We start from the raw sequence: 23,034 nt of genomic DNA, 5'->3' as shown, positions 1-23,034 counted from the left end.
CGCGTAGTGCAATTCTCAGCTTGATTTGGTATACTCTTTATAGCAAAATCCCATCGAACTACTAACGTTCCGGAGGATTCGGATGATTGATTTCGCGACCCTGCAGGACGCGGCGCAAATTGGGTCGCAAGAGGATAGATCAGATTTGCAGACTCTCATGACTGCAATATCTGTAGGGGACACCGGCGTTGAGCTTGTCGACAGGGTGCAGCTCGCAACATCGATTGGTGTTCTGGCGAGATTTGCCGCATTTGGTTCTGGAGCAGTGCAGATCGCTGCACATCAGGCAACATGGGATATTGCTCGCGCGGCAGGCATCTATTCCGCGTCAATCGATGCTCTCTATCGTCAATTTGCACGCAATGAGATCTCCGGGCTGACGGTTCCGGCGATGAACATGCGTGCCATCGCGTTCGAGTCGGCACGCGGTGTATTTCAGGCCATGCAAGAGCTGGATGTCGGGGCTGCTATCTTTGAATTGTCGCGCGGCGAGATCGGTTTTACCGGCCAGCGCCCGCATGAATATGCAACGGTCATACTTTGCGCAGCAATTGCCGAGGGACATACTGGTCCGGTCTTCCTTCAAGGCGATCACTTTCAGGTTTCTGCTTCACGGTTCGCTGACAATTCCGAAACCGAAATCGTCGCAGTTGAAGCCCTGATCGCCGAAGCAATCAGTGCTGGTTTCTACAACATCGACATCGACACATCGACCTTGGTGGATCTGTCCACTAACGACATTGATGCTCAACAAGAGCCTAATTATTCCCTCAGTGGCCGGTTCGCCAATTTCACCCGGCAAGCAGAACCCGAAGGTGTCACCATTTCGTTGGGTGGTGAAATCGGTGAGGTCGGTGAAAGCAATTCGACCGTGGAAGAGGTCAACGTCTATCTGACTGGGTTTGAGACTTGCACGCCCGAAAACCAACTTGGCTTGACGAAACTCTCAATCCAGTCCGGTACGCGCCATGGCGGCAATGTACTTGCCGATGGCTCGTTTGGAGAAATGCCAATTGAATTTGACCTCATCGAAGATCTGAGCGCTACCTGCCGTGAACCCCATGGCTTGGGTGGCTGCGTTCAGCATGGCGCGTCGATGTTGACGCTGGAAAAGATCTCAAAACTGCCCTGTGCTGGCTGCATTGAGGTCCATCTTGCAGCCGCATTTCTCAACGCGGTTTATGACAACCTTCCAGATCATCTGGTTCAGAGCGCCGATCATTGGGCCAAGGAAAAGTTCTCAGACGAATGGAAGCCGGACTGGAGCGAGGCTCAGTTTTTGCACCATGCTAGGCGGTATCCGATCCGTGCTTTCAAAAAGGAGTGGTGGCAGGCACGGGAGTGTCACGACGCCGTTCGCAATGCTGTGTACCGCTCGGCCTTCGCCTATTTTAAGGCTCTCAAGGTCGACAACACAAGCGACCTCATTATTGCCGCCATCACTCACGAGCCCGTTCGGTGGGTGCCGCCTGTCTTGACCGAAAGCACCGGCAAGACTGACGAAAGCGCCATTCAGGATCTGGCAAGCTGACCAGGAGAGAAATGATGAAAGCTGCCGTTTTGCAAGACTGGAAGTCACTTGAAGTCATTCAGGTGCCTGCTCCGAAGGTACAACCGGGCGAGGCCATGCTCCGGGTTTCCGTGGCGGGGATATGTGGATCAGATGTCCATATTTACAATGGTGACAATCCGATTGCCCGCGCACCTGTTATTCCAGGTCACGAGTTTATGGGCGTCATTACAGAACTGGCAGAGCAAACACCCGGCCTGTCCGTCGGCGACCGCGTCGTTGTACAACCCTTGAGGTTTTGTGGTGACTGCCAACCCTGCAAACGCGGTGTGCCGCATGTTTGTGAAAAGCTGGTTGTCATCGGGGTCAATCAAAATGGTGGCTTTGCGGAATACGTTAACGTTCCCACCGATACGCTGTTTAAAATCCCCGGTTCTCTGCCAGATGCGGTGGCTGTTCTGGCTGAACCCTTCTCGATCGGCTATCACGCATGCGCACGCGGATTGGTCCAAAAGGGCCAGAATGTCGGTGTCATCGGGGGCGGTCCGATTGGGCTGTACTCCGCTATTATTGCGCGTGAGTTGGGGGCTGCGTCCGTCACTATCAGCGAACCCCTAAAGGAACGCCGCGAGTTAATCGAAAGTATTGGAATAACCGCAATTGATCCGCTGGCGACCGATGCGCTAAGCACGTTTAGGTCCCTTAGCGCAGGAGACGGCTACGATGTTGTGATTGAATCCTCTGGCGTCGACGCCGGACTGGATTTTGCCTCAGAGGCGACCGCCATTCGCGGAAACATCGTTACGCTGGGTTTTCCGGCCAAGAACTATGCCCGCTACAATATTACGCGCGGCATTATCAAAGAGATTTCATTGATTGGATGCCGAGTTTGTCCGCGTGATGAATTCCGTGCGACGCTGGATATGTTGCAGAAACTGTATGATGAGGGGACGATCGATTTCGGACGAATTGCAACTCAGCCGCGCCCCCTTGAGAACTTGGAGCGTTCTATCCTGGACGTCGAAACCAATCAGGAATGCGCAAAAATCCTGATAAAGGCGGAATAAGTCCACGTGACATCACCTCTGTTTGTTCTTCAGGGCGGTGGCCCAACTGCCGTTATTAACGCCACGCTTGCCGGGATCGCTGAGCAGGCGACCGGAAGATACGACAGGCTCCTTGGACTGCAGCACAGTTTCGAAGGGGATACAAATTCTCCAATCATGGATCTCAGCGAGCTCTTGGGTAACCCAGACGCACAAAAGCGATTGGCCCAAACTCCAGGAGCACTCTTGGGATCCAGTCGAAAGAAAGTGACCGATCAGGATATATCGAATGTCCTGAACCTGATGCACATGTCGGGTTCAGATTCGCTAATTGGTATTGGTGGCAACGGGACGATGGCAGCGCTCAACGTTCTCGCGAATTATGCCGCCGACAAGGGGCACAAACTTAAGATCGTCGGCGCGCCGAAAACTGTGGACAACGACTTGCCGCATGTCCACATCGCACCGGGCTACGGCAGTGCGGCACGGTTTATCGCAATGGCCACGCGCGACTACGATCGGGACTTTCTTGCGATGGACACTTTCGATGATGTCACCATCCTTGAAACCATGGGCCGCGATTCAGGCTGGCTTGCCGCCGCATCGGTTTTCTTGAAAGACGGAGAGGCTGCGCCACATATGGTTTTGCTGCCGGAGCGCCCGGTGGACGAAACAGAGCTTCTTCAGCGTGTAGAAGAGATAAAGAACGAAGTCGGACGCGTCTTCATTGTGACCAACGAACTGTTGAATGCTAAGGGTGGCGGCCTGATCGGAGAAAGCTATCAGAATGGACCGACCGATGGGCTTGGCCGTAAGATGTATTCGCTGTCTCTGGGCACCGGGAACTACCTGACACAGCTGATCTGGAAGGAATTGGGCCTGCAAACGAGATGTCTCCGGCCGGGAAACCTTGGTCGAGCGATGTCATTTTGTGTCTCAGAGCCGGACCGACACCTTGCGTTACGCGTTGGTCGTGCGGCAGTCGATATGATCCGGGATATGGGCACCGTAGAAGACATGATCACTATTGATCCGAGTTTGAATTTCGGCAGACGAGCATTGAACGAATGCGTTGGCCAAACACATATGCCCGAACGGTTGTTGTCATCGGACCCACTTGGCATTTCAGAGGATTTCCTGGCCTATGGCCGTGTAGCAATCGGAGAGATTACACCGTTGTTCTGAAAAGAGTGCTTCAAAAAACGGGCGTCCTCTGCGCCTTTTCCGTCCATCAAAGACAAACGGCTCAATCTCCGACTGTTACCCCGACGGTCAATCCGTTCACCTTTTCTACAATGCTATGCGCATCTATTCCAAAATGATGATAAAGATCACCGATAGTACCCGTTTGTCCAAAGTGTTCCACACCAAGAGGGATGGTCTGGTGCCCATGAACCGACCCCAGCCAGGACAGCGTCGCCGGATGCCCGTCGATTACTGTGATCATCCGGCAATGCGGTGGCAGATCTTTCAGTAGCGTTTCTACATGTGCTTCGGCCGCTATATTTCCGCGAGACCGCGCTCTTTGCGCCGCCGTCCAGCCAGCGTTTAGCCGATCAGCAGATGTGACTGCCATAACACCTACATCGCGTCGGCCATCGGCGATCACGCCAGCGGCCTTTATCGCTTCGGGCGCGACCACACCTTGATAGGCAATCACTACCTCACAATTCGGGCCCGGTTTGCGCAACCAGTACGCACCATCAATCGCGCCTTGTCGAAAGTCTTCGTCAACGCGCTTTCCCGGTTGTTCAAGCGGATTTGTACTGAGTCGCAGATAGACCGACCCACCCGTTTCATCGCGAAGCCAGGTGCGCTCATCTGGATCGCCCTCACCGTCTTTTTGCAGATAGGCAAATGCCCATTGCATGATCACTGCCAGTTCATCGACAAAGGCCGGCTCAAACGCCGCCAGTCCGTCCTGCGACATGCCAATCAGTGGTGAACCGACGGATTGATGCGCGCCGCCTTCAGGTGCCAGTGTCACGCCCGAAGGCGTGCCAACAATCATGAACCGCGCATCTTGGTAACAGGCGTAGTTCAGCGCATCGAGGCCACGGGCCACAAAAGGGTCGTATACCGTTCCAATCGGGATCAGCCGTTTACCAAACAAAGAATGCGACAGGCCCGCCGCGCCCAGTAACAAGAACAGGTTCATCTCTGCGATGCCCAGCTCTATGTGCTGGCCTTCCGGTGCGAACTCCCATTTCGCGGTCGAAGGGATGTTTTCGCGTTTGAACGTATCGTCCTGGTGGGCGCGGGCAAACAGCTTGCGCCGGTTCACCCACGGCCCAAGATTTGTCGTGCCCGTAACGTCAGGCGATGTTGTTACGATGCGTTCGGCCAGCATGCTGGTGCCCTTGGACAACTCGTCCAAGATCTTGCCAAATCCCATTTGCGTGGAAGTCTCTCGATCCGTACTGATTTCAATCTGCGGAACGTCGATAATGACATCGCTGAAACGCCGCCGTCCTTTGGCAAAGAACGGTGCCTGATCGAGAAAAGATTGGAGTTCGGACGCGTCGTCAACAGTTGCAAATTTTTCCCATTCAGCACCCTCTGGCACCCCCATGTGTTTTTGCCAGGTCGCCATTTGCGCCTTATTCATCAGCCCGCCATGATTGTCCTTGTGCCCGGCGATCGGCGTTCCCCAGCCTTTGATTGTGTAGGCGAGGAAACAGACAGGTCGGTCGTGATCAATTGCCTCAAAAGCGTCGGCCATAGTCTGCACGCAATTGCCGCCCAGGTTCTCCATTAACGCGGCCAATTCCTCATCATTGCGCGCCTTCAGCAATGTGGTGACATCGCCCTGATCACCCAGTGCCTCCATTAATCGCTCACGCCAGACAGCCCCACCCATGAAGGTCAGCGCTGAGTATAGCTGGTTGGGACAGTTATCGATCCACTCTCTGAGCTTTTCACCGCCATTTTCAGCAAAGGCAGCACGTTGCAGCGCTCCGTATTTCACGCGCACGACATCCCAGCCGAAAGCGTCGAAGATCTTCTCCACGCGTTTGAACAGACCCTCTCGTACAACCCCATCCAAAGACTGACGGTTGTAATCAATGATCCACCAGCAATTGCGCAGATCGTTCTTCCAGCCTTCCTGTAACGCCTCGTAGATGTTGCCTTCGTCGAGTTCCGCATCTCCGACGAGCGCAATCATCCGGCCGAGATCGTGGTCTGCCTTCCAATTTTTGGCGTGAATGTAGTCCTGGACGATTGAGGCAAAAGAGGTGATCGCGACACCCAACCCGACAGAGCCGGTAGAAAAATCCACATCATCGGTGTCCTTGGTGCGTGACGGATAGGACTGCACTCCCCCAAAGCCGCGGAAGTTTTCCATCTTCAGGCGAGTCTGGTTGCCCACCAGATACTGGATTGCATGAAAGATCGGCGAGGCATGTGGTTTCACCGCAACCCGATCCTCAGGCCGCAGAGCGGTGAAATAAAGTGCCGTCAATATCGAGACCATTGAGGCCGACGATGCCTGATGGCCGCCAATCTTGATCCCATCGGCATTTGGGCGAATATGGTTGGCATTGTGGATCATCCAATGAGACAGCCACAATAGACGTTGTTCGATGGTTTTGAGATGGTTTTTGGTCATGTTCCCGCCTGGATAATTGGTATGACCGAACGGGCTTGTAGCTCGTTCCTAGGGTCAATCGGTCATGCGCAAACCATATAATTGTTCACTGTAGCGCGTCCCTGCGATTTACGCTAATACTGGGTATAAAATTAGTGAAAACATTAATAAAAGCGGCACCACATGGCCAATACCACTAAGAATGACGATTTTGATGTCAAAATACTGCGTGCGATTCAGAATGATGGCAGAATCTCAATCAACGATCTGAGCGCGCAGGTCGGGCTAAGTCCGACCCCCGTTTCGCGCAGGATCCGCATTCTGGAAGACTCTGGCGTCATAACCGGCTACAGCGCGAACATCGACGAGGCTGCATTGGGATTTGATGTATCGGTCTTCGTCTCGGTCCAGCTCGACAAGCAGATCGATGAGGCCTTGGCTCATTTCGAAGCGGCCATCACTGACTTTCCCGAGGTCGTCGAGTGCTGGTTGATGACTGGAAACCGTGACTATCTGCTTAGAATTGCAACGACTGGCCTGCAAGAATTCGAACAGTTTCTGGTTGGCAAGCTAACCAAGTTGAACGGGGTGGCATCGATTGAGTCTTCAATCCCACTGCGTCGCGTCAAAACTGGAATGGCCCGAATACCTTAGGGCGCCAAACCGGTGCCGACACGCCAAACCTGTCGGTGGGCGAACGCACCAAGAATTGCTGCACCAAGCCCTGGATGTGCGAACGGCAGGGGATACTAACATCGCAGCCCTTCGTGCCGAGCGCGGCATTCGTCGAAATGGGCTCCAAGCCGCCTGATGCTGGTGCAGCAACACTGACGACGAAGGCAGTTTCGAAGCAGCCGTCCGCCAAGCGGGCTACGCAACTGAAAGTTCGCTGTTTTTGCGGATGTGCCGACATCCCCGCTTCAACAGCCGGTGTTGAGGCACCGCGCCGCGAAATCGGGCTGCGAGCCCTTTCTGCTGATTTTTTGCTGTGCGGCCAATGTCCGCAACAGGTATCAGATGCGTTTCATAAACCAGCAACAGCGTGTATTCATGAAGAAACAAGAATCCGCGTCTCAGTGGTCGCGACCTCTATTGTCTAGTCGAGATTATTTATGAGCGATCCCACTTCCAAAAACCCATCAGAGATGACGATCCTAGTCGTTGGCGCGTATGGTCTCATTGGGTGCGGGGTTGCGCAGCGTTTACAACGAGACGGACATACGATCATTGGACTTGGTCGCGACATCGACACCGGAAAACGTGTACTTCCAGCCATCAATTGGCAATACGCTGACCTTCATACTTTGACCGACGTAACCGCATGGCAGCCTTTTCTAAAAGGCGTCGATGCCGTGGTGAATTGTTCAGGTGCTCTGCAGGACGGACCGGGGGATGACCTTGAAGTCGTCCATCATTATGCCGTGGCTGCTTTGGCCCAAGCTAGCGCATCGGCGAATGTGAAACTCGTTCAGATTTCGGCGGCAGGTGCCCATTTGGATGCGACGACGCCGTTTCTGGCGTCAAAGGCACGTGGCGACGCCGCTATTCAGAGCGCAGGGGTAAGCCACCAAATTTTTCGGCCCGGGCTTGTCATAGCAAGGCATAGCTACGGTGGCACGACCATGTTGCGCATGCTGGCTGCATTTCCCCTGATACAGCCCATCGGAGTGGCAGAGGCCAAAGTTCAGACTGTTGCGCTAGATGATGTTGCCGAAGCCGTGAGCGCCGCGCTCGCAGGCAATATTCCCAATAGTTTTGTTGGGGATTTGGTCGAAAAGGAAACACAATCCTTGCGCGAGGTCGTGGCGTCTATGCGCCAATGGTTGGGCTTTGCGCCCGCCAGACGAGAGGTGTTCATTCCGGAATTAATGATACGAGTAACGTCAAGAGTTGCTGATGGCTTGGGCAAACTGGGGTGGCGGTCGCCACTGCGAAGCACCGCTGTGAAAGTGCTTGCCGATGGTGTTACCGGCGGTCCAACAGACCTATCGGAGTTTGGACTACTTCCGGTCAAATCAATGTCGCAGACATTGGCGAGTATGCCAGCGCGAGCCGAGGATCGCATGTTCGCGCGTATGGCTTTGCTGACGCCAATAATCATCGCCACGCTTGTTGCGTTTTGGTTTTTGTCTGGCCTCATTGGTTTCATCAGCGTGAACGAGGCAGCAATTGTACTGGAAGATGTCGGTTGGCCGCGTGCGCTAGCAGTCGCCAGCGTGCTATTCTGGGCTGTTGTCGATATCGCGATAGCTTTTGGATTGGCCTATCGTCCTTATGCGAAAATGGCGTGCTGGTCCGCAATTGGCGTCAGTCTTTTCTATTTGGCGGCATCCACGCTATTTGTCCCCGACCTTTGGCTTGATCCCCTTGGCCCGATGGTCAAGGTCTTACCAAGTATTGCTTTGGCCTTGGTCGCACGTATTGCGTTGGAGACACGATGATCGACTGGATTGACGTTGTCCGTTTGTTTCATGTTCTTGGCGCGTGCGTCTTGATTGGAACTGGTGCTGGGATCGCGTTCTTTATGGTCATGGCCCATCGCACCAAGGACCCCGTCAGTATTGCACATACTGCCGCAATAGTGGTCATCGCTGATATGTTGTTCACAGCAACGGCCGCCATCGCGCAGCCTGTCACGGGCATTATTTTAGCGCTCAATCTTGGATGGCCCATTTTAGAAGGCTGGATCGCCGTCTCGCTCGCGCTTTACGTTTTCATTGGGCTTTTCTGGCTACCAGTTGTGTCGATCCAAGCAAAGATGCGGGATGAAGCCCGCGCGTCTGTGCAATCCAACGTACCACTTACGTCACGCTACATGCGGCTCTATCGCATTTGGTTTGCGTGTGGCATCCCAGCGTTCTTGGCCATCGTTGCATTACTATGGCTCATGATCGCAAGGCCAGTGATCGTGTTGTGAACGCGATGCGCTCGTTGGTTCAACCGCTTCTTCTTTGTCGTTAGTCAATGAAAGGTTGAAGAAAGCAGCCATTGGAGCAGGTGCAGCGAAGGACCGGAATGTCCGCAGACTCCCGGTTCGCCGACAGCTCGATTTTGCAGTCGCGACGAATGGCAGCTAAGCGGGCTGCGACCGCAGCATCGTGAGGTAGAGGCGAGTGACCGGTATGGGCCGTCCCCGCTCAAGCGAAATGGGCCTGCCGGCTAGATGCTGCATTGGCACCGATGGCGGTAGTGAGCCCAACCTGTGAATTCGTTTTCCTTGCTGCGTGCGCCCGCAGCACGAAAATTGCGGCGACTGCTCGGATCTTGCCGCTGCACGGCGGCAAGAAAACCAGCCATTCGTTCACTTCGCAGCAAAGATCCGGGCGACAAGGATCAAGTCGCGGACAAAGCGTGATTCCGCTGCGGGTGCACCAACGGCTGCTATTTCGAGAACGACCTAAATGTCTCGACTTTCAAATTTGAAAGGACCGTTGAACATCAAACGAGATCACCGCCTTGTTCAAGCCTCAATAGAACAATCGCTGGGTTGTGCTGCTTTGATATTTGCAATGGGCTTGGTACGCTAACACGAACCATCTTTGGCAACCGACGGCCCACTCTATTGTGATCTGGAAAACTCATGAAACGACTGACCCAACGCGACTTCAGACTGGACATCCCATTTGGCCCTGAGAATTGACCAACGGCTTTCAATCCAGTGCTGCCGCTCGGTTGAACTGAGTGACCCTAGTGTTTTACGCGTCGGGAGAAGCTCTACGCGATGGGACGATGAAACGATCCATGAGGGCTGAGCATCTGTCATGACCAGAATGAGCTCTCTTTTTTGAAATTGCTTGCTGCCGGTTATCGCATCCAAAGCCCGCTGGGCCTCGGCCCAAGGAAGTCCAAGAGTTGTAATTGCGACGCGACCGTTTTTGGGGCTCGGTGCCCCGTCGCGTGGGACCAGTAATACAGACGGTCCGGCGCTCTGTTGCATTGGATCAGTATCTTGTTGGCCCACGTTTCAAACCTGATTTGATTGCATTGTGTGACTATGCCATCCTTTTCATCAAAGAAGAATACACCGAACTACGCACTATCATTTTGTATCGTGTCATCTGGGGGCTACCGTGAACAAAATCGTGTACCACGGCGAAGGGACGGTCACGGAAAATCCAACAGCCCGCACGGGTTGGGTATCAGATCCAGATCCGTTCGAGCATTTTCGCAGGGCCACAGCTGCGGCGTTTCCTGCCTATTTTCGGGCCATGCGTGGACGCACTGAAGACTTGCAAATTGGCCTCGCCGAACGTTTCGCGCACAATTGGATCACACTGAACATTCGCGCCAAGGGCAGTGTCCTCGCAGATCAGCAGGACATACTTATTGATCGGGCAATGGCATCAAATGGTTTGAACGGCTTTGGTTTGGTGGTTGCAGCGCTTCTGGCGTTGCGCCAACAGCAGTTCGTTTCTGCCGAGGTCCTCGCGAGTAAGGCATCCGCCGCCGATCAACATGAGACATTTGCACAACGCATTACCTTGGCCGCGCAAGAGCAAAGCCAGACATTGCGTCTGGAGGTTGATGAATGGCTCGAAGGCAGGTTTTGCTCCAATCCATTTACGACAGCAGAGATCATCGGGTCGAAAGACGTCTTTACCTGCTGCGCGGCTTGGATGCCCGCGGCACTTGGCAACGCCAGCGACGATCAAAACAGTTGGCAAAGCGCGCGCGCAACGGAAATTCGGCGCTCTATTCTGGATGGGGATTTCGGGTATTGCAGTCGCGTCAGTTGCCCTCGGATAGCCGGGCGTGAGCTTCCGCCCCGCGATGATGCCAAAGCGGATGATCTGCGCCGCAAGATTGAAAAGGGCCAACCCCTTCCCAATCCACGCCGTGTCCTGTTGTCATATGACGAGTCGTGCAATCTGAGCTGCCCGTCGTGTCGTTCCTCACTTATCTTGGCAGATCGCGAAAAAACCGCGGCCCTAGACAAATTCTTTGATCAGCATGTTTCGACCGTTTTGCAGGACGCATCGGAAATCAAAGTGACCGGAAGTGGTGACCCATTCGGCAGCCGCCATTTTCGCAATGTCCTGAAAAAGATCACTGCACAAACAGCCGACAGCGCGCGCTTGCAACTGCAAACCAACGGTGTCTTGTTCGATCAACGAGCCTGGGACGATCTTGGGCTGTCGGGGCACGTCCGTTCGGTTTGGGTTTCGATCGATGCGGCCGAAGAAGAAACCTACGCAAAACTGCGGCGAGACGGCGATTTCAAGCGCCTCATCGAAAACCTGAAAATGCTTGGAGAACTCCGGGCGCGAGACGCATTTGCAGAGTTTCGTCTGGATTTCGTGGTTCAAAATGACAATTTTGAAGAGATGGAGGATTTTGTCGCGCTTGCGCGCAATGTTCGGGCAGATGGCGTGCACTTCCTGCAACTGCGCAACTGGGGCACCTATCAGCCGACGGAATTCCGCACCCTCGAGGTCACGCGCCGCGATCATCCCAACCACGCTCAACTTCGAGAAATGTTGGATCGCCCATGCTTTGCGGACCCTTTTGTCGATCTGGGCAATCTTGCACCATTTCGTGCACAAAAACCTAAATCTGCGATCAACACTGCAGCCGCCGTCAAGAAAGTCGTTGTGTTTGGCAGCGCTCGGAGTGGCACGAATTACTTGTTCGAAATCATCCGGTCTTTCCGTGAGTTTTTTGTCTTTGCCGAGCTTTTCAACGAAGAAGGCGCTTTTGGGCTAGAACACTATGCCTCCGCCGGACTCAAACACCTGAGTGTCCGAAGCGGCATCAATTTTGCGGGTGAACGCGATCCAAGGTTGATAGATTTTGCGCGATCCCAGCCAGCAGCGATGCTCTCTCAGCTCACGGAAGTGGCCGCTCAAAACGCAAGAACCGCACTCTCTTTGAAAGTTTTTCCAGGGCATTTTCAGCACGATGACGACTTGGAGGCGCTCGTGAGTGATCCTGACCTTGTTCCGATCATCCTTCGGCGCCAACCCCTTGCGGCCTACGCGTCCCTTTTGCAAGCGCGCAAAATGCAGGTTTGGAAAGGGGCTGACACAACCGGACTCAGGGTGCCCTTTGAAATCTCCCATTTCCAATCATGGTACCGGATACATGCCGATTGGTATCGGGCGCTTGGCATCGCCTTTGCCCAACAAAATCAAAGCCCACTGGTGTTGGAGTACGAGGCGTTCTCGCAACTATCGCCAGTACAGATAAGAAATAACCTCGCCAGACACCTGCAAGACCGCGGCCTTAAAACAGTGCCGATAAGCGACATCCAAACTGATCTAAACCGGCAGGATCGGACGCAAAATGTCTTTGATCGGTTTGAATACCCCGAGCACGTGAAGCGATCCCTCTATGATGCAGGATATTTTTTCCGTGCATTTGCGCCATTCGAGGTCTAACATTTTCACTTTAAGGTTAGGATTGATTGAGCGATGAAAAAATTCTTCGTCATGGGATTTGCCGCATTTCTTGCCGCTTGCGCCGCGACCCCGCAAGAACAACAAGCATGGGATAATGCGCGCTCAACCGGAACGGTTGCAGCCTATCGGGCGTATCTGACGGAGTTTCCAAACGGCTTTTATGCGGGCCAAGCCATCGGCGCTCTTGAAAGTGCCTTGGGGCCGAGTGCTGTCGCGGAACTCGGCTACGCTTCGCCTGCGCGAGGCTCCGAGCGGCCTAGAGTCGCAGCCTACTAACCGTTTCAAAGCATCCGCTTAATGGCGCATTTTGATATCGTTCACGCCGGTGATCCCCGCTATCTTGGGGGAACATCTTCGGCACTCCGGACAGAAATTGCCGCTGGTGTTGCTGCCGGTTTGCGTAGTGCGTTCCTGCCTTACCTCGGGCCGCGTTCCAATACGGTCACGGGGATGGAACCGCGCCTTCTGGACACCATGATCAGCCTCGACATTCCTGTTCTTATCGCCAGCGACGTCGTCGAAACCGACTTGCTGTTTGCCCATCACCCAATGGTGTTCGAGCGCCTCCCCGATCGCCCTGTCAGGCTGCGGGCTAAACATGTGGTAATGGTCCTACATCATCCGCTTTTTGACGGTGCCGGCGTTGCACAATACGACTGTAATCGCTTGATCACATCGCTGCGGCGCACCTTTGGTGCGCCTGTCTCGCTCGCCCCGATTGGTCCGGCTGTTCGCAATCAGCTGGGGCCGGTTGATCATCCAAGCGGATCGATCCTCCCGGTCGATCTACCCAACCTCATTGATGTTAGCGAATGGCCTTTGCGGGATCGCCCGCCGCCCTCCAGTCATGCGGTGCTTGGCCGCCATTCCCGAAATGATCCATTGAAGTGGCCAGACACCGCAGAGGAGGTGCGCGCAGCCTATCCCGTCAATGATGTCTGCTCAGTGCGGGTTTTAGGCGGCGTGCCGATCGATCAATCTATCGGCGGGCCAAACGGTTGGTCGGTCAAGCCCTTCACAGATCAAGGCGTTTCACAGTTCCTTCGATCACTTGATTTTTTCGTTTTCTTTCACAGCCATAATTGGGTCGAAGCCTTTGGAATTGCCATTGCCGAAGCCATGGCAACTGGCTTGGTCACGCTTTTACCAGAACATTTTCGTCCGACATTTGGTGATGGAGCCGTCTATTGTAAGCCCGACGAGGTTTCAGACGTTATCAAATTCTTCATGGCGCGGCCCGATGAATACAAACGTCAGGCACGGGCGGCCCGCGCAAGGATCGTGGCGTACCACGGGCTTGAAACACATCCTGACCGCCTGGCCGCGGTGACGAAGGCTTTGGACTTGCCCGCATCACCAAAACCCCGATCTGCCGCGCTGACAGTGCCGCCACGAGAAACGCAAAAAATCCTTTTGGTCGCGGGCAATGGGGTCGGTCTGGGTCACATCACACGACTGCTTGCGATTGCGAAAGCGCTTCCTCCCCACATTCAGCCAATTTTTCTAACCCTGTCCCCTGCAACTCCGCTTCTTTGGGAACACGGCATGTCCGCGGACTACATCCAGTCTCACGGTCGCGGCGAGGTAACCAGCGAAAGCTGGAACGCTGCTTTTGAATTGGAACTTGAAGGCGCGATCAATGCCTCAGGTGCAGGAATGGTGGTGTTCGACGGGAATGATGCCTTTCCAAGCGTGCGCCACCTTCTGTCTGCGCGTCCAGACATCGCCAAGGTCTGGATAAGACGAGGGCTGTGGCAGCCGCAATCCGAATTGAACGACGAAACCGAAGCCCTCTTCGATATGATCTTGGAGCCGTGGGAGTTCGCCCAACACGATGACATCGGCGCCACCGCACATCGCCGTAAAGTCGAAGCGATCGGTCCGGTGCTTTTGATCCCACCGCACGAACGACTGCCCAGAGAGGTGGCGCGGGCCGAATTGGGCCTTGAAGATGACGATTGGTGCATTGCGGTCCAACTGGGCGCTGAGGCGAATACAGACATGCAACCTGTTCGGGATGAAATTGCAGCCTTGCCAAAAGAACTCACGAACAGAAGGATTCGGATTCTCGAATTTGTGAACCCGATGTCAGTTGCACGTGACGATTCACCCTTTGAACAACGTCAACGATACCCTGTTTTCCCGCTCAGCGCGGCCTTTGATCTGATGATCACGACCGCAGGGTATAACGGGTTTCATGAATGTACGTTGGGTGGCCTACCAACAATCTATGTGCCCAATGAGGCGCCGGAAATGGATGATCAGGCGTTGCGGGCTGCATCGGCGGAAAGTTCTGGCCTCGCCTATGCTGTGCCCTTGCGGGACGCGTCTCGCCTCAGATCCAAGGTCGTATCGATGCTCGATGACCGCGTTGCCGAAGGCATTAAAATGCGCGCCGCCGACTTGCCCGATGCAACCGGCGCAGAAGATGCAGCGCAGCGGATATCATTGTTCCTCGACTCGATCCGCACGGACCGAGACCTTGCGCGAACACTGCCGCGCCAAGCCCCCAGGCCAATAGAAATCTGACCCGGCGCATTGTAAATAGTGAACACAGGTGCCAGAGTTTTCGTGAAACCTGACTGCACTGCAATAGCGGCCGTTCATGCACACTGCAGCATCGGTCAGTCTGGGCTCACAGTCAGATTTCGCCGCGTCGTCAACGAACGGCTGGTTTCACTCACGTACGATTCTGCCCCTTACCGGAACGGACCCCATGATAATCGACGAAACCCACCCTCTAACTACACGTGCGAACCTGCTGCTCTGCGGCGCATTTTGAGAGGATAGAATCATGATCCGGCCCTTTCGCGCTGAAGCGGATCCGACTGGAAGTTGGAGGGTCTAGACCAAGACATGGGCATTAAAATTCCATCTTGAATCCGATGCTGCCCTTCAGTGTTCTTCCTGAACTCAAACTAGTTCCGAAATCAGTTCCGGCCGTCACATCGGCAAAGATCGCCATCCGCGCGTTGCCCACACCGGTCCACTCGTGTGAGGCGCCAAGACCGATTTCACCGCGCCAGGGTCTCTGCTTGTTAACCAGACGCGTACCGGCGGAATTCACGACGGTCATATCATCCAGATAGTGAAACACGTTGCCTGATACATACAGCCGATCGTTTCCATTATGGGCGTTGGAATCCCGATAATTGAAGGTGCCGCCAAGCCGGATCTCGGTAGTTGTGCCATCTTCTAGGTAGACATCGTCACCAGTCTCTCCGACGTAGCTATCGAAATTCAGATCATAGTACATTACCTGTGCTTCGGGCGTAATCGACAGGGCGGGGCTCAACGCATAGGTCTTGCCAACCTCGATTGATGCGGCAAGGCCCGAACCCCGATTGTCGGACACTGCGAATGAACCGCTGGTAGATAGATCGCTCTCGAACTTTGAGTACTGAAGCTGCGCGTCGACATAGAAGCTCGACTCGTCGTACCAAGTCAGGCTCGCTCCCACACCAAAACCGTCGGTATTCAATTTGCCATTTTCGTCTGACGCTGCACCCGACAGGGACGCAGAGCCGAAATAAACCCACATTCCACCTACAAGCCGACCGTTGTCGTCATCGGCAAGCGTGGTATCTACACCGAACTCATACTTCATTGTGGAGATGTCATAATCGATTGAAGTACCTAGATCAGCTTCGATCGTAGAGAACTTAGGATCAAAGCCGGACAGAGAGCCGGAAAGCTTCATCCACACACCAACCTCGCTGCAGGGCCACGCATTACCATACCGATCGGTTGGCTGCACTTCGTGGCTACCGCAAAATGGATCGCCTCCGGCTAGCCAAGCCCTGTTACGAACGCGCTGGCTGTGACCAACAAGCTTGTTGAGCGTATCCAGGCCTTTGGGGTAGGCTTCGCTGACGAGGCTTGAGGGCAGGAAGTCAAGCAGCAAGAACCACTGAGAGTCGACAAGCTCCAGCAAATAAGGCAGACTTCCGACCCTTACCGTACCGCCATCCAGCTGGAAATCGCCGGCACCGGTCGCACCCATCACATCGACAAGTAAGATGTCATTGCCGCTGGCCGTACCGGTTGAGACATCAGCAACAACAACCGTGGTCCCACCCACTATGACATCGCCCGCGATCGTCAGGGTATCGGCCGTATCGCCAGCAAAATCGACGTCAAGCAGCAAGGCGCCAGCGCCAGAATAACTGCCGCCCGTGGTGATGGAATCGCCTGCTGCTCCATCCTGGACATTTATCTCCCCGGAGTTGCGGATGTTACCGGAAACCGAGAGCATCGAGGCGTTACCAGGAATGCTCTGATAAATCCCGCCGTCAAGCGTAACCAGATCGCCGGTCAGGCTAAAATTCCCCGAACTGCTGATAATGCCACCGACGCCGGCAATCAGACCCAGGTCCCGACCACTGCCGACTGTCAGGTTTGGCCCGAAATCGACGGTGCCGTCAAGGACCTGTATCGATTCCCAGTTACGGACAAGGGCGGAACTGGTGGTTACCGATACACCATCAAGGGCCAGACTGTCGATGTAGCCGTCGGTCAGGGAAGCATCGTCACCGCCGTCGAGCATCTGGCTGCCGTCATACTCGGTAGCCGTCACTCTGGCTAGGTCCGACCCGTCGCCGCCATCAAATCCTGCCATCGTGCCCGAAGTCCAAGTGAAGTCATCCTCGCCATCGCCACCAATCACCTCACCTCCGATTGTCCCGCCATCAAGTACGATTGTATCATTACCTGAGTTAGCATTGACGTCTCGCCCCACGGTGCCACCGTTCAGCGTGATAGTGTCATCGCCCAGATCACCTCGCACATCGGTAGAGATCGCGCCGCCTGTCATCAGGAAAGTATCGGCTTCGGTCGAGGTGCCGTTGTTGCGCCCCAGAATGACGCTGCCGCCAACCGAACCCGAGTTTGCAGTGATGAGATCTTGCCCTATTCCTCCTAAGAGATCGCCCGTCACAGTCGCACCGTCGAGGGTGATCGTGTCAGACCCAGAGCCCGCATCTACGCTGCCCGCAGAGCCAGAAAGCAGGCTGAATGTATCATCGCCACCACCAGCGGAGATCGATGCAGCGACCGATGTGCCATCCAGTGTGATCGTGTTAGTCCCCGACCTGGCATCTACGTTGCGCCCTATATTGCCACCTGTCAGCGTGATCGTGTCATTGCCATTGTCGCCACGCACATCTACGGCAATCATACCACCCGACATAACCAACGTATCGTCATCGGTAGACGTCCCATTGACGCGGCCCAGGAGGACRAAGCCGTCCACCGAACCGGAAGTCACGGTTATCAGATCTTCTCCCAGCCCACCGCCAAGGTTGCCCGTCACAGTCGCACCGTCGAGGGTGATCGTGTCAGACCCAGAGCCCGCATCTACGCTGCCCGCAGAGCCAGAAAGCAAGCTGAATGTATCATCGCCAGCCAGACCGCTTACTGCCTCGCCCAAGGGGTCGTTCGCATCATCACACTGAAAAACATCACTTCCAATGGTTCCAGTATTGGAAGAAGTGGTACCATTGAGCAGGCAAGCCGCATTAGCTGGCGAGGGCATCCAAGACAACAAAAGTACACCAGTGATGGCACTCGCTGCTAGTCGGATATACTGATCGCAAAGTACCAAATTGTAGCCAATTCTTTGCTTGCCACCAAATCGATGTCGGAGAAGATTAAGAGATCGGGTTTTGTACTGTTTCATCTTTCTACCATCTAACACTGACCGAGAGGTTTTCCCTGAAACCTATTTCAAAGTACCATCTCGTATTTAACGAGCCGATAACATTCGGCTCGTCCAAAAAAAGGGAACAACGAAGGCCTTTTAGGGGTCAATTGATGGCGCTCTGTTGACCTGCGCCCCAAGTTCCCTTGGTGTGGGGCCACTTATTCGGACAAGTTTGCGGCGCTTCTAGCAACTGTATCCCTCATGCTTGTTCGTAGGTCCATTTCTGTTGTCACTTAGCACTTAAAGCTGATAATTCGTTCTACGCAATTTCAATAACTTAGCGTTGCACTTAGATATGAGAATTAGCACTTAATTTGATAACGACGGTTGGATTTTGGCAGTTAATTTGAGAATGCCCGCTCTCCCTGAGAAGACTTAAGGCATTGTATTAATGTGTCTTTCTGATCAACGAGTCTCATTTCAAACTGCTAATTTGGGTCGAAACACCGGCATTCTTACAATGAAGTGCCAAGTGACAATCGTTATGTTTCGTGCGGGCCGTCCCAAACGGTCATCGACCCGGGCCCGATGGTTTCCTGGCAGCCGATTCTTGAAAATCTAGTGTAAGGCGGGGGTTCCTCCGCACAAATCCATTCTTGCGTGCAATCCTAGAGAATTTCTTATTATAATTGGCAAATGCAATTATTGTGCCTTTGTCAGGGGGAAAGATGCCGTTCCTGTATATTTACAGCCCTACCGATTTCATCGGTGGACTTCCGAATGAGCAAAGCGCCGCAGCGCAGGGCACTCCACCGTTTAATCTAACCCTGGCTCCAGGCGCTACGCCCACGGTTGTGGAAATAACCGACAATGACGGAGTCTTTAATGAGATTGATGCGTCTCAGGATTTGACGAGCACGGTCACAATTGACGGCACTACCTACAATGCAGGCACCGGCATTTTTGGATCATATGATCTGATCAATACGACCACCGGTCACCAAGTGACCGGTGTTCACATCGGTGGAAATGGATTTCAGCAGGGGGCTGTCCAAGGTCTCGCGTCCTCGATCGAATTGGTGCCGGGAACTACCTACACGTTCAATTTTGAGCGAACGTCGTATCAGCAAGGCAACCAGTATGACGACTACGTGGCTTGCTTTTGCGATGGCACGCTCATTGAGACAGACATGGGCGAGGTTCCCGTCGAGCACCTTGCAATCGGTGATCGTGTGCGGACCCTTGACAGCGAGTTTCTTCCGATCAGATGGATTGGGCATCGCACGGTGGAGGCAGAGGAACTTGAGGCCGCCCAAAACCTCTACCCGGTCAGAATTGCTACGGGAGCTTTGGGCAACGGATTACCAGAAAGGCCGCTGAAGGTCTCTCCGCAGCACCGCGTTCTTGTCACTTCGAAAATCGCTAAGAGCATCTTTGATCAGGCTGAGATATTGGTCCCTGCGATCAAACTGGTATCGCTACCGGGAATCAACATTGCTCGTTCCACTGGCCAGGCAGAATACTATCACCTGCTGTTCGACCAACACGAAGTTATATTCAGCAATGGTGCTCCCACCGAAAGCTTGTATCTTGGGCCTCAAGCTATCAAGACGATCCCGTCCGAATGCGTTGGTGAAATTCAAGCTCTATTTCCCGAGCTCCTGGCTGAGAACTTCACCTATGCGCCTGCGCGCTGCTTCGCTGAGCCTGGACGGCTGGCGAAAGAGCTGGTCCGCCGACACAAAAAAAACAACCGCCCGCTGCTGGCAGAACAAGTCAGCCTCACGCCAACACAACATCATTTGGGAAATATCGGCTGAAACAGTGCAGGGTCCCATCATGCCGTTCAATTCGATCTTGGTCGCGTCATGCAAATCAAACATGGCCAATGGTACCATTTTTTCCTGCGGTCTGCGAACGACTGGATAGTCCTGCGACCTTCAAGTTGATGTTCAATGCAGCAACCACCTCTTTCCCTCCCAGAACAGCCGTTCTTAGATCAAGCTGCAAAAGGGGATGGAGAGCCCATAGCGTCGGATTCTGCACTTAGTCCGAATGTCTGGTTTCGTTACTCACCTAGAACGCGCTTTCGATTTGCAGTCCTATGCTGCTGCGCGAGACGCCACCGATGATCTCGCGGCTCAACTCGATAGAAAACTCGTTCAAGCCATCATGCGAGCTGCCATTCCATTCTACACTCAGCCCCCCGCCGCAGCCAGAGCTGGAAGACGTCGTGCGCAGATCCCCGGAGAAAGCGCCTGATATGTTGGAGCGCGACGCATTCGGCCAAAACGCCGCGATATGTCAGGCTTACATTCAGCGTCCTCTGGGGGCGACACAGCGTACTGAATTTTGGCACTGCCCAATCCACTCCAACAAGCCGCTGCAGGCTTTCGACGAACCCATTCGCCAGGTGGGCTCGAACCAGTGGCGCCTTCACTGGTTTACTCTGCCGCGGCGGAAGGCCAAACAGGATCTTCAGCGTTAGACACGTCTGAACGGCCGCATCGCTGAACTGTTGCTGACGACCGCGTTTGTCACGCGGCGATGGCACCCATTCCATATCAGGATCGAACCAGATCGAAAGCGATCCACGCTACTTCAAGCTGTCATTACAAGACGACCTGTAGGTCGTCTTGGACTTCGTGGGGGTCCAACTGCTCATGTCTGACAGCTATTACGCTGGATTCAAACAGTGAATCACTCACACGATTTGTGCAACATATCCGGAAGCAGCTCTGACATACTTGACCCATTTTGCTTCCTTTAATTCCAAGAAAGGGATCGCAACATCAAACCGTGGCATCAACCGACTTGTAGGTTCTTTTCCTCGGAATTTCGACGTAGAAAGTCGACAAAAAGCGACTTTGTACCGACCGTTGAAACAGATTTCCACAGCGCTATGGTGTGCAGTCGCTCAGTTACTCCCTCCAGAGGTAGAGATACCAGACCGTCAGTTAAAGAATTGCTGGCGCTTTCGGTCAGCACTGTGACCCCCATCCCGCAAGCAACCAGACCGAGTATGCCCGCAGAGTTGTAGGCCTCTTGGACGATGTTGGGGACGAAACCAGAACCCCTGCATAACGGGATCAGGCATGAATAGAAATGTTGCCAGTCTTTCGCAGGACCATGTACGAAGTTTTCGTTTGTCAACTCTTCTAGATGAATACTGTCCTTTCCAGCTAGCCGGTGGCTTTCATAAACGACGCAGACCAGTCGTTCAGACTGAATAGGTTCCTGCTCAAATCCAACTCTGCTAATTGGTCCGGTGACGAAACCGACGTCCAGTTCGCCTTCATCTAATTTCTGCAATTGCGCGTTGGTGACGTGGTGATGAGGCTGTAGCACTATACCCGGCTGCCGGGCCTGAAACTCTTTGAGCAGTGTCGGTAGCACTCCCCCCATCGCCATGTCGGTGTAGCCAATGCGTAGGTTGCCCATTAGCCCACGATGCACCTGCTGGGCTTCGTAGGCTGTGTGCTCAACCGCATTTAAGATACTGCGGCAGCCATCGAGGAAAGCACAACCCGCCCCGGTGATGTACACGGCGCGGTTGGAGCGGTTGAAAAGCACAACATCCAGTTCCTGTTCCAGGTGTTGGATAGCCCGGCTCAGGGCGGGCTGTGCCACGCCCAGCCGATCGGCGGCGCGCCGAAAATGGAGTTCCTCGGCGACGGCGACAAAATATCGGATATGCCGTAGGCCAAATTTCATGATGCCACCTCGTTATCAATTGTGACCCAATTGATATTATCTATTTGCATCTTTTGATACTACCCTAATCTTGATCAGGGGGATCAGAGATGATATTTTCACACGTTAAAAAGCTGGCAGTGGCACTTCTAGCTAGCAGCGCATTCGGTGGTCAGGTTGCATATGCACAGGATCTGACGATCAATTTGGGATACGCTGCGGCTGAAACAAGTACCTATGGTGTTCTCGCCGCCAAGTTCGAAGAACTGGTAGAAGATTATTCAGACGGCAGTATTGACGTGAAGGTCCGGTGTTGTGGCCAATTGCTGACTGAGGACGAGGCCTTCAAGGCTCTGCAGCTTGGGACCGTCGATATGTTCATCATCACAGGCAACAACGTATCGCCACATTTTCCGCTGATGGATGCATTTGTACTGCCCTACATTTTCCAGAGCGAGGACCATGCCTATCAGGTTCTTGAAGGCGATGTCGGCGTGGCCTTTGCAAACAGTCTGCAAGAGGCGACCAGCGTGCATTTGTTGACATATGGATTTGTCGGCAATCGCGACTTCTTTAACTCGGTGCGCCCGATTACCACCATGGCAGATATGGCAGGGATCAAGGTGAGGGTTCCCAGAAACCAAGTTATGATTGATACATTCGAAGCTTTTGGGGCTGCTCCAATTCCATTGCCTTGGGCGGATACGCCCACTGCACTTCAGACTGGGACAGTAGATGGTGGTGATGCAGGCACGTCTTTCATTATGTCGCAGAAATTCTATGAGATCATGCCAAATCTAGCTGTTTTGGGGCATTTTTCATATTTCACGCCGCTTCTGGCAAGCCCGAGAATTATGGACGAACTTAGCGACGACCAGCGTGATGCAGTTCTGAGGGCGGCCAGGGATGCCGGTGCTTACCACAAGGTTGAAATGGCAAGCCAGACAGAGGGCATCCGCGCTTTCCTCAGCGGTGAGGGGGGGATGGCGCGTTCCGAAGTGGACCGGACGGCTTTCATCGAAGCCGGGTTGCAGGTGCAGGACAAATACGCCGCCGAAAACGGAGAGGAATTCAAGGAACTGCTAATCAGCATTCGTGAAGCCGCAGAGTGATAACGGTAAAACAGGTCACAAGACGGCCCATGCGATCCCGGGCGT

General features: G+C 54.0%; 15 protein-coding genes and 1 pseudogene. 12 read left to right on the top strand and 4 right to left on the bottom strand.

Annotation, left to right across the window (positions count from 1 at the left end; translation table 11 throughout):
- Positions 1–157: 157 nt before the first annotated feature.
- Genes DHN10_RS17380 through DHN10_RS17370 form a run of 3 tightly spaced genes read left to right on the top strand, consistent with a single transcriptional unit; the run spans position 158 to position 3,741 of the window.
- Positions 158–1,531, top strand: a complete 1,374-nt coding sequence (locus DHN10_RS17380; RefSeq protein WP_159087053.1) for a class II fructose-bisphosphate aldolase — start codon at positions 158–160, stop codon at positions 1,529–1,531.
- Positions 1,532–1,545: 14 nt separating this feature from the next.
- On the top strand, positions 1,546–2,577 hold the full coding sequence (locus tag DHN10_RS17375) for a zinc-dependent alcohol dehydrogenase (protein WP_159087052.1): 1,032 nt from the start codon (positions 1,546–1,548) through the stop codon (positions 2,575–2,577).
- 6 nt (positions 2,578–2,583) lie between these two features.
- Positions 2,584–3,741 (top strand): 6-phosphofructokinase, encoded by a 1,158-nt coding sequence (locus DHN10_RS17370; protein ID WP_108816627.1) that lies wholly within the window; start codon positions 2,584–2,586, stop codon positions 3,739–3,741.
- Between the two features lie 61 nt (positions 3,742–3,802).
- On the opposite strand, the gene DHN10_RS17365 is transcribed toward DHN10_RS17370, so the two are convergent.
- A complete protein-coding gene (locus DHN10_RS17365) occupies positions 3,803–6,166 on the bottom strand; it encodes a 1-deoxy-D-xylulose-5-phosphate synthase N-terminal domain-containing protein (RefSeq protein ID WP_108816626.1) in 2,364 nt (787 codons plus the stop codon).
- Between the two features lie 162 nt (positions 6,167–6,328).
- Between DHN10_RS17365 and DHN10_RS17360 the strand changes: the two genes are divergently transcribed.
- The 7 genes from DHN10_RS17360 (at position 6,329) to DHN10_RS17325 (ending at position 15,072) form a co-directional block, all read left to right on the top strand.
- Positions 6,329–6,799, top strand: coding sequence for an Lrp/AsnC family transcriptional regulator (locus DHN10_RS17360; protein ID WP_108816625.1), 471 nt, complete (start codon positions 6,329–6,331; stop codon positions 6,797–6,799).
- Between the two features lie 35 nt (positions 6,800–6,834).
- Entirely contained in the window at positions 6,835–7,245 is a 411-nt protein-coding gene (locus DHN10_RS19800; RefSeq protein WP_159087051.1) for a hypothetical protein, read from the top strand.
- A gap of 12 nt (positions 7,246–7,257) precedes the next feature.
- Positions 7,258–8,586, top strand: coding sequence for an SDR family oxidoreductase (locus DHN10_RS17350; protein ID WP_108816623.1), 1,329 nt, complete (start codon positions 7,258–7,260; stop codon positions 8,584–8,586).
- Positions 8,583–9,062, top strand: a complete 480-nt coding sequence (locus DHN10_RS17345; protein ID WP_108816622.1) for a DUF2269 family protein — start codon at positions 8,583–8,585, stop codon at positions 9,060–9,062. The genes DHN10_RS17350 and DHN10_RS17345 overlap by 4 nt, the downstream gene beginning before the upstream one ends.
- Before the next feature lie 1,153 nt (positions 9,063–10,215).
- A complete protein-coding gene (locus DHN10_RS17335; protein WP_159087050.1) occupies positions 10,216–12,522 on the top strand; it encodes a radical SAM/SPASM domain-containing protein in 2,307 nt (768 codons plus the stop codon).
- A gap of 33 nt (positions 12,523–12,555) precedes the next feature.
- Positions 12,556–12,819: a hypothetical protein gene (locus DHN10_RS17330; protein ID WP_159087049.1), complete on the top strand. Its 264-nt coding sequence runs from the start codon at positions 12,556–12,558 to the stop codon at positions 12,817–12,819.
- A 21-nt stretch (positions 12,820–12,840) separates the two neighbouring features.
- Positions 12,841–15,072, top strand: coding sequence for a glycosyltransferase (locus tag DHN10_RS17325; RefSeq protein WP_108816618.1), 2,232 nt, complete (start codon positions 12,841–12,843; stop codon positions 15,070–15,072).
- 334 nt (positions 15,073–15,406) lie between these two features.
- Here DHN10_RS17325 and DHN10_RS17320 read toward each other — a convergent pair whose 3' ends face one another.
- Positions 15,407–17,971: an autotransporter outer membrane beta-barrel domain-containing protein gene (locus DHN10_RS17320; RefSeq protein ID WP_159087048.1), complete on the bottom strand. Its 2,565-nt coding sequence runs from the start codon at positions 17,969–17,971 to the stop codon at positions 15,407–15,409.
- A gap of 902 nt (positions 17,972–18,873) precedes the next feature.
- Between DHN10_RS17320 and DHN10_RS17315 the strand changes: the two genes are divergently transcribed.
- Positions 18,874–20,004, top strand: coding sequence for a Hint domain-containing protein (locus tag DHN10_RS17315; protein ID WP_234417173.1), 1,131 nt, complete (start codon positions 18,874–18,876; stop codon positions 20,002–20,004).
- 473 nt (positions 20,005–20,477) lie between these two features.
- Here the strand turns inward: DHN10_RS17315 and DHN10_RS17310 are convergent.
- Together DHN10_RS17310 and DHN10_RS17305 are read right to left on the bottom strand one after the other, a co-directional pair.
- Positions 20,478–20,849, bottom strand: a pseudogene (locus DHN10_RS17310) (transposase); the annotation flags it as partial.
- Between the two features lie 140 nt (positions 20,850–20,989).
- A complete protein-coding gene (locus DHN10_RS17305; RefSeq protein ID WP_108816615.1) occupies positions 20,990–21,898 on the bottom strand; it encodes a LysR family transcriptional regulator in 909 nt (302 codons plus the stop codon).
- A gap of 89 nt (positions 21,899–21,987) precedes the next feature.
- Between DHN10_RS17305 and DHN10_RS17300 the strand changes: the two genes are divergently transcribed.
- Positions 21,988–22,989 carry a TRAP transporter substrate-binding protein gene (locus tag DHN10_RS17300; protein ID WP_108816614.1) on the top strand — a complete coding sequence of 334 codons (1,002 nt, stop codon included), beginning with the start codon at positions 21,988–21,990 and terminating at the stop codon, positions 22,987–22,989.
- Positions 22,990–23,034 lie beyond the last annotated feature (45 nt).

This window comes from Loktanella sp. Alg231-35 (genome assembly GCF_900143545.1).
Classification (GTDB): Bacteria; Pseudomonadota; Alphaproteobacteria; order Rhodobacterales; family Rhodobacteraceae; genus Yoonia.
The sequence above is the reverse complement of the archived record's forward strand: the minus strand, read 5'-3'. Positions and strand labels throughout refer to the sequence as shown.

Excerpts from the sequence above, each read along its gene's own strand:
- DHN10_RS17380 (WP_159087053.1), top strand. The coding sequence starts at position 158 with ATGACTGCAATATCTGTAGGGGACACCGGCGTTGAGCTTGTCGACAGG.
- DHN10_RS17375 (WP_159087052.1), top strand. The coding sequence starts at position 1,546 with ATGAAAGCTGCCGTTTTGCAAGACTGGAAGTCACTTGAAGTCATTCAG.
- DHN10_RS17365 (WP_108816626.1), bottom strand. The coding sequence starts at position 6,166 with ATGACCAAAAACCATCTCAAAACCATCGAACAACGTCTATTGTGGCTG.
- DHN10_RS17360 (WP_108816625.1), top strand. The coding sequence starts at position 6,329 with ATGGCCAATACCACTAAGAATGACGATTTTGATGTCAAAATACTGCGT.
- DHN10_RS17350 (WP_108816623.1), top strand. The coding sequence starts at position 7,258 with ATGAGCGATCCCACTTCCAAAAACCCATCAGAGATGACGATCCTAGTC.
- DHN10_RS17345 (WP_108816622.1), top strand. The coding sequence starts at position 8,583 with ATGATCGACTGGATTGACGTTGTCCGTTTGTTTCATGTTCTTGGCGCG.
- DHN10_RS17330 (WP_159087049.1), top strand. The coding sequence starts at position 12,556 with ATGAAAAAATTCTTCGTCATGGGATTTGCCGCATTTCTTGCCGCTTGC.
- DHN10_RS17325 (WP_108816618.1), top strand. The coding sequence starts at position 12,841 with ATGGCGCATTTTGATATCGTTCACGCCGGTGATCCCCGCTATCTTGGG.
- DHN10_RS17305 (WP_108816615.1), bottom strand. The coding sequence starts at position 21,898 with ATGAAATTTGGCCTACGGCATATCCGATATTTTGTCGCCGTCGCCGAG.
- DHN10_RS17300 (WP_108816614.1), top strand. The coding sequence starts at position 21,988 with ATGATATTTTCACACGTTAAAAAGCTGGCAGTGGCACTTCTAGCTAGC.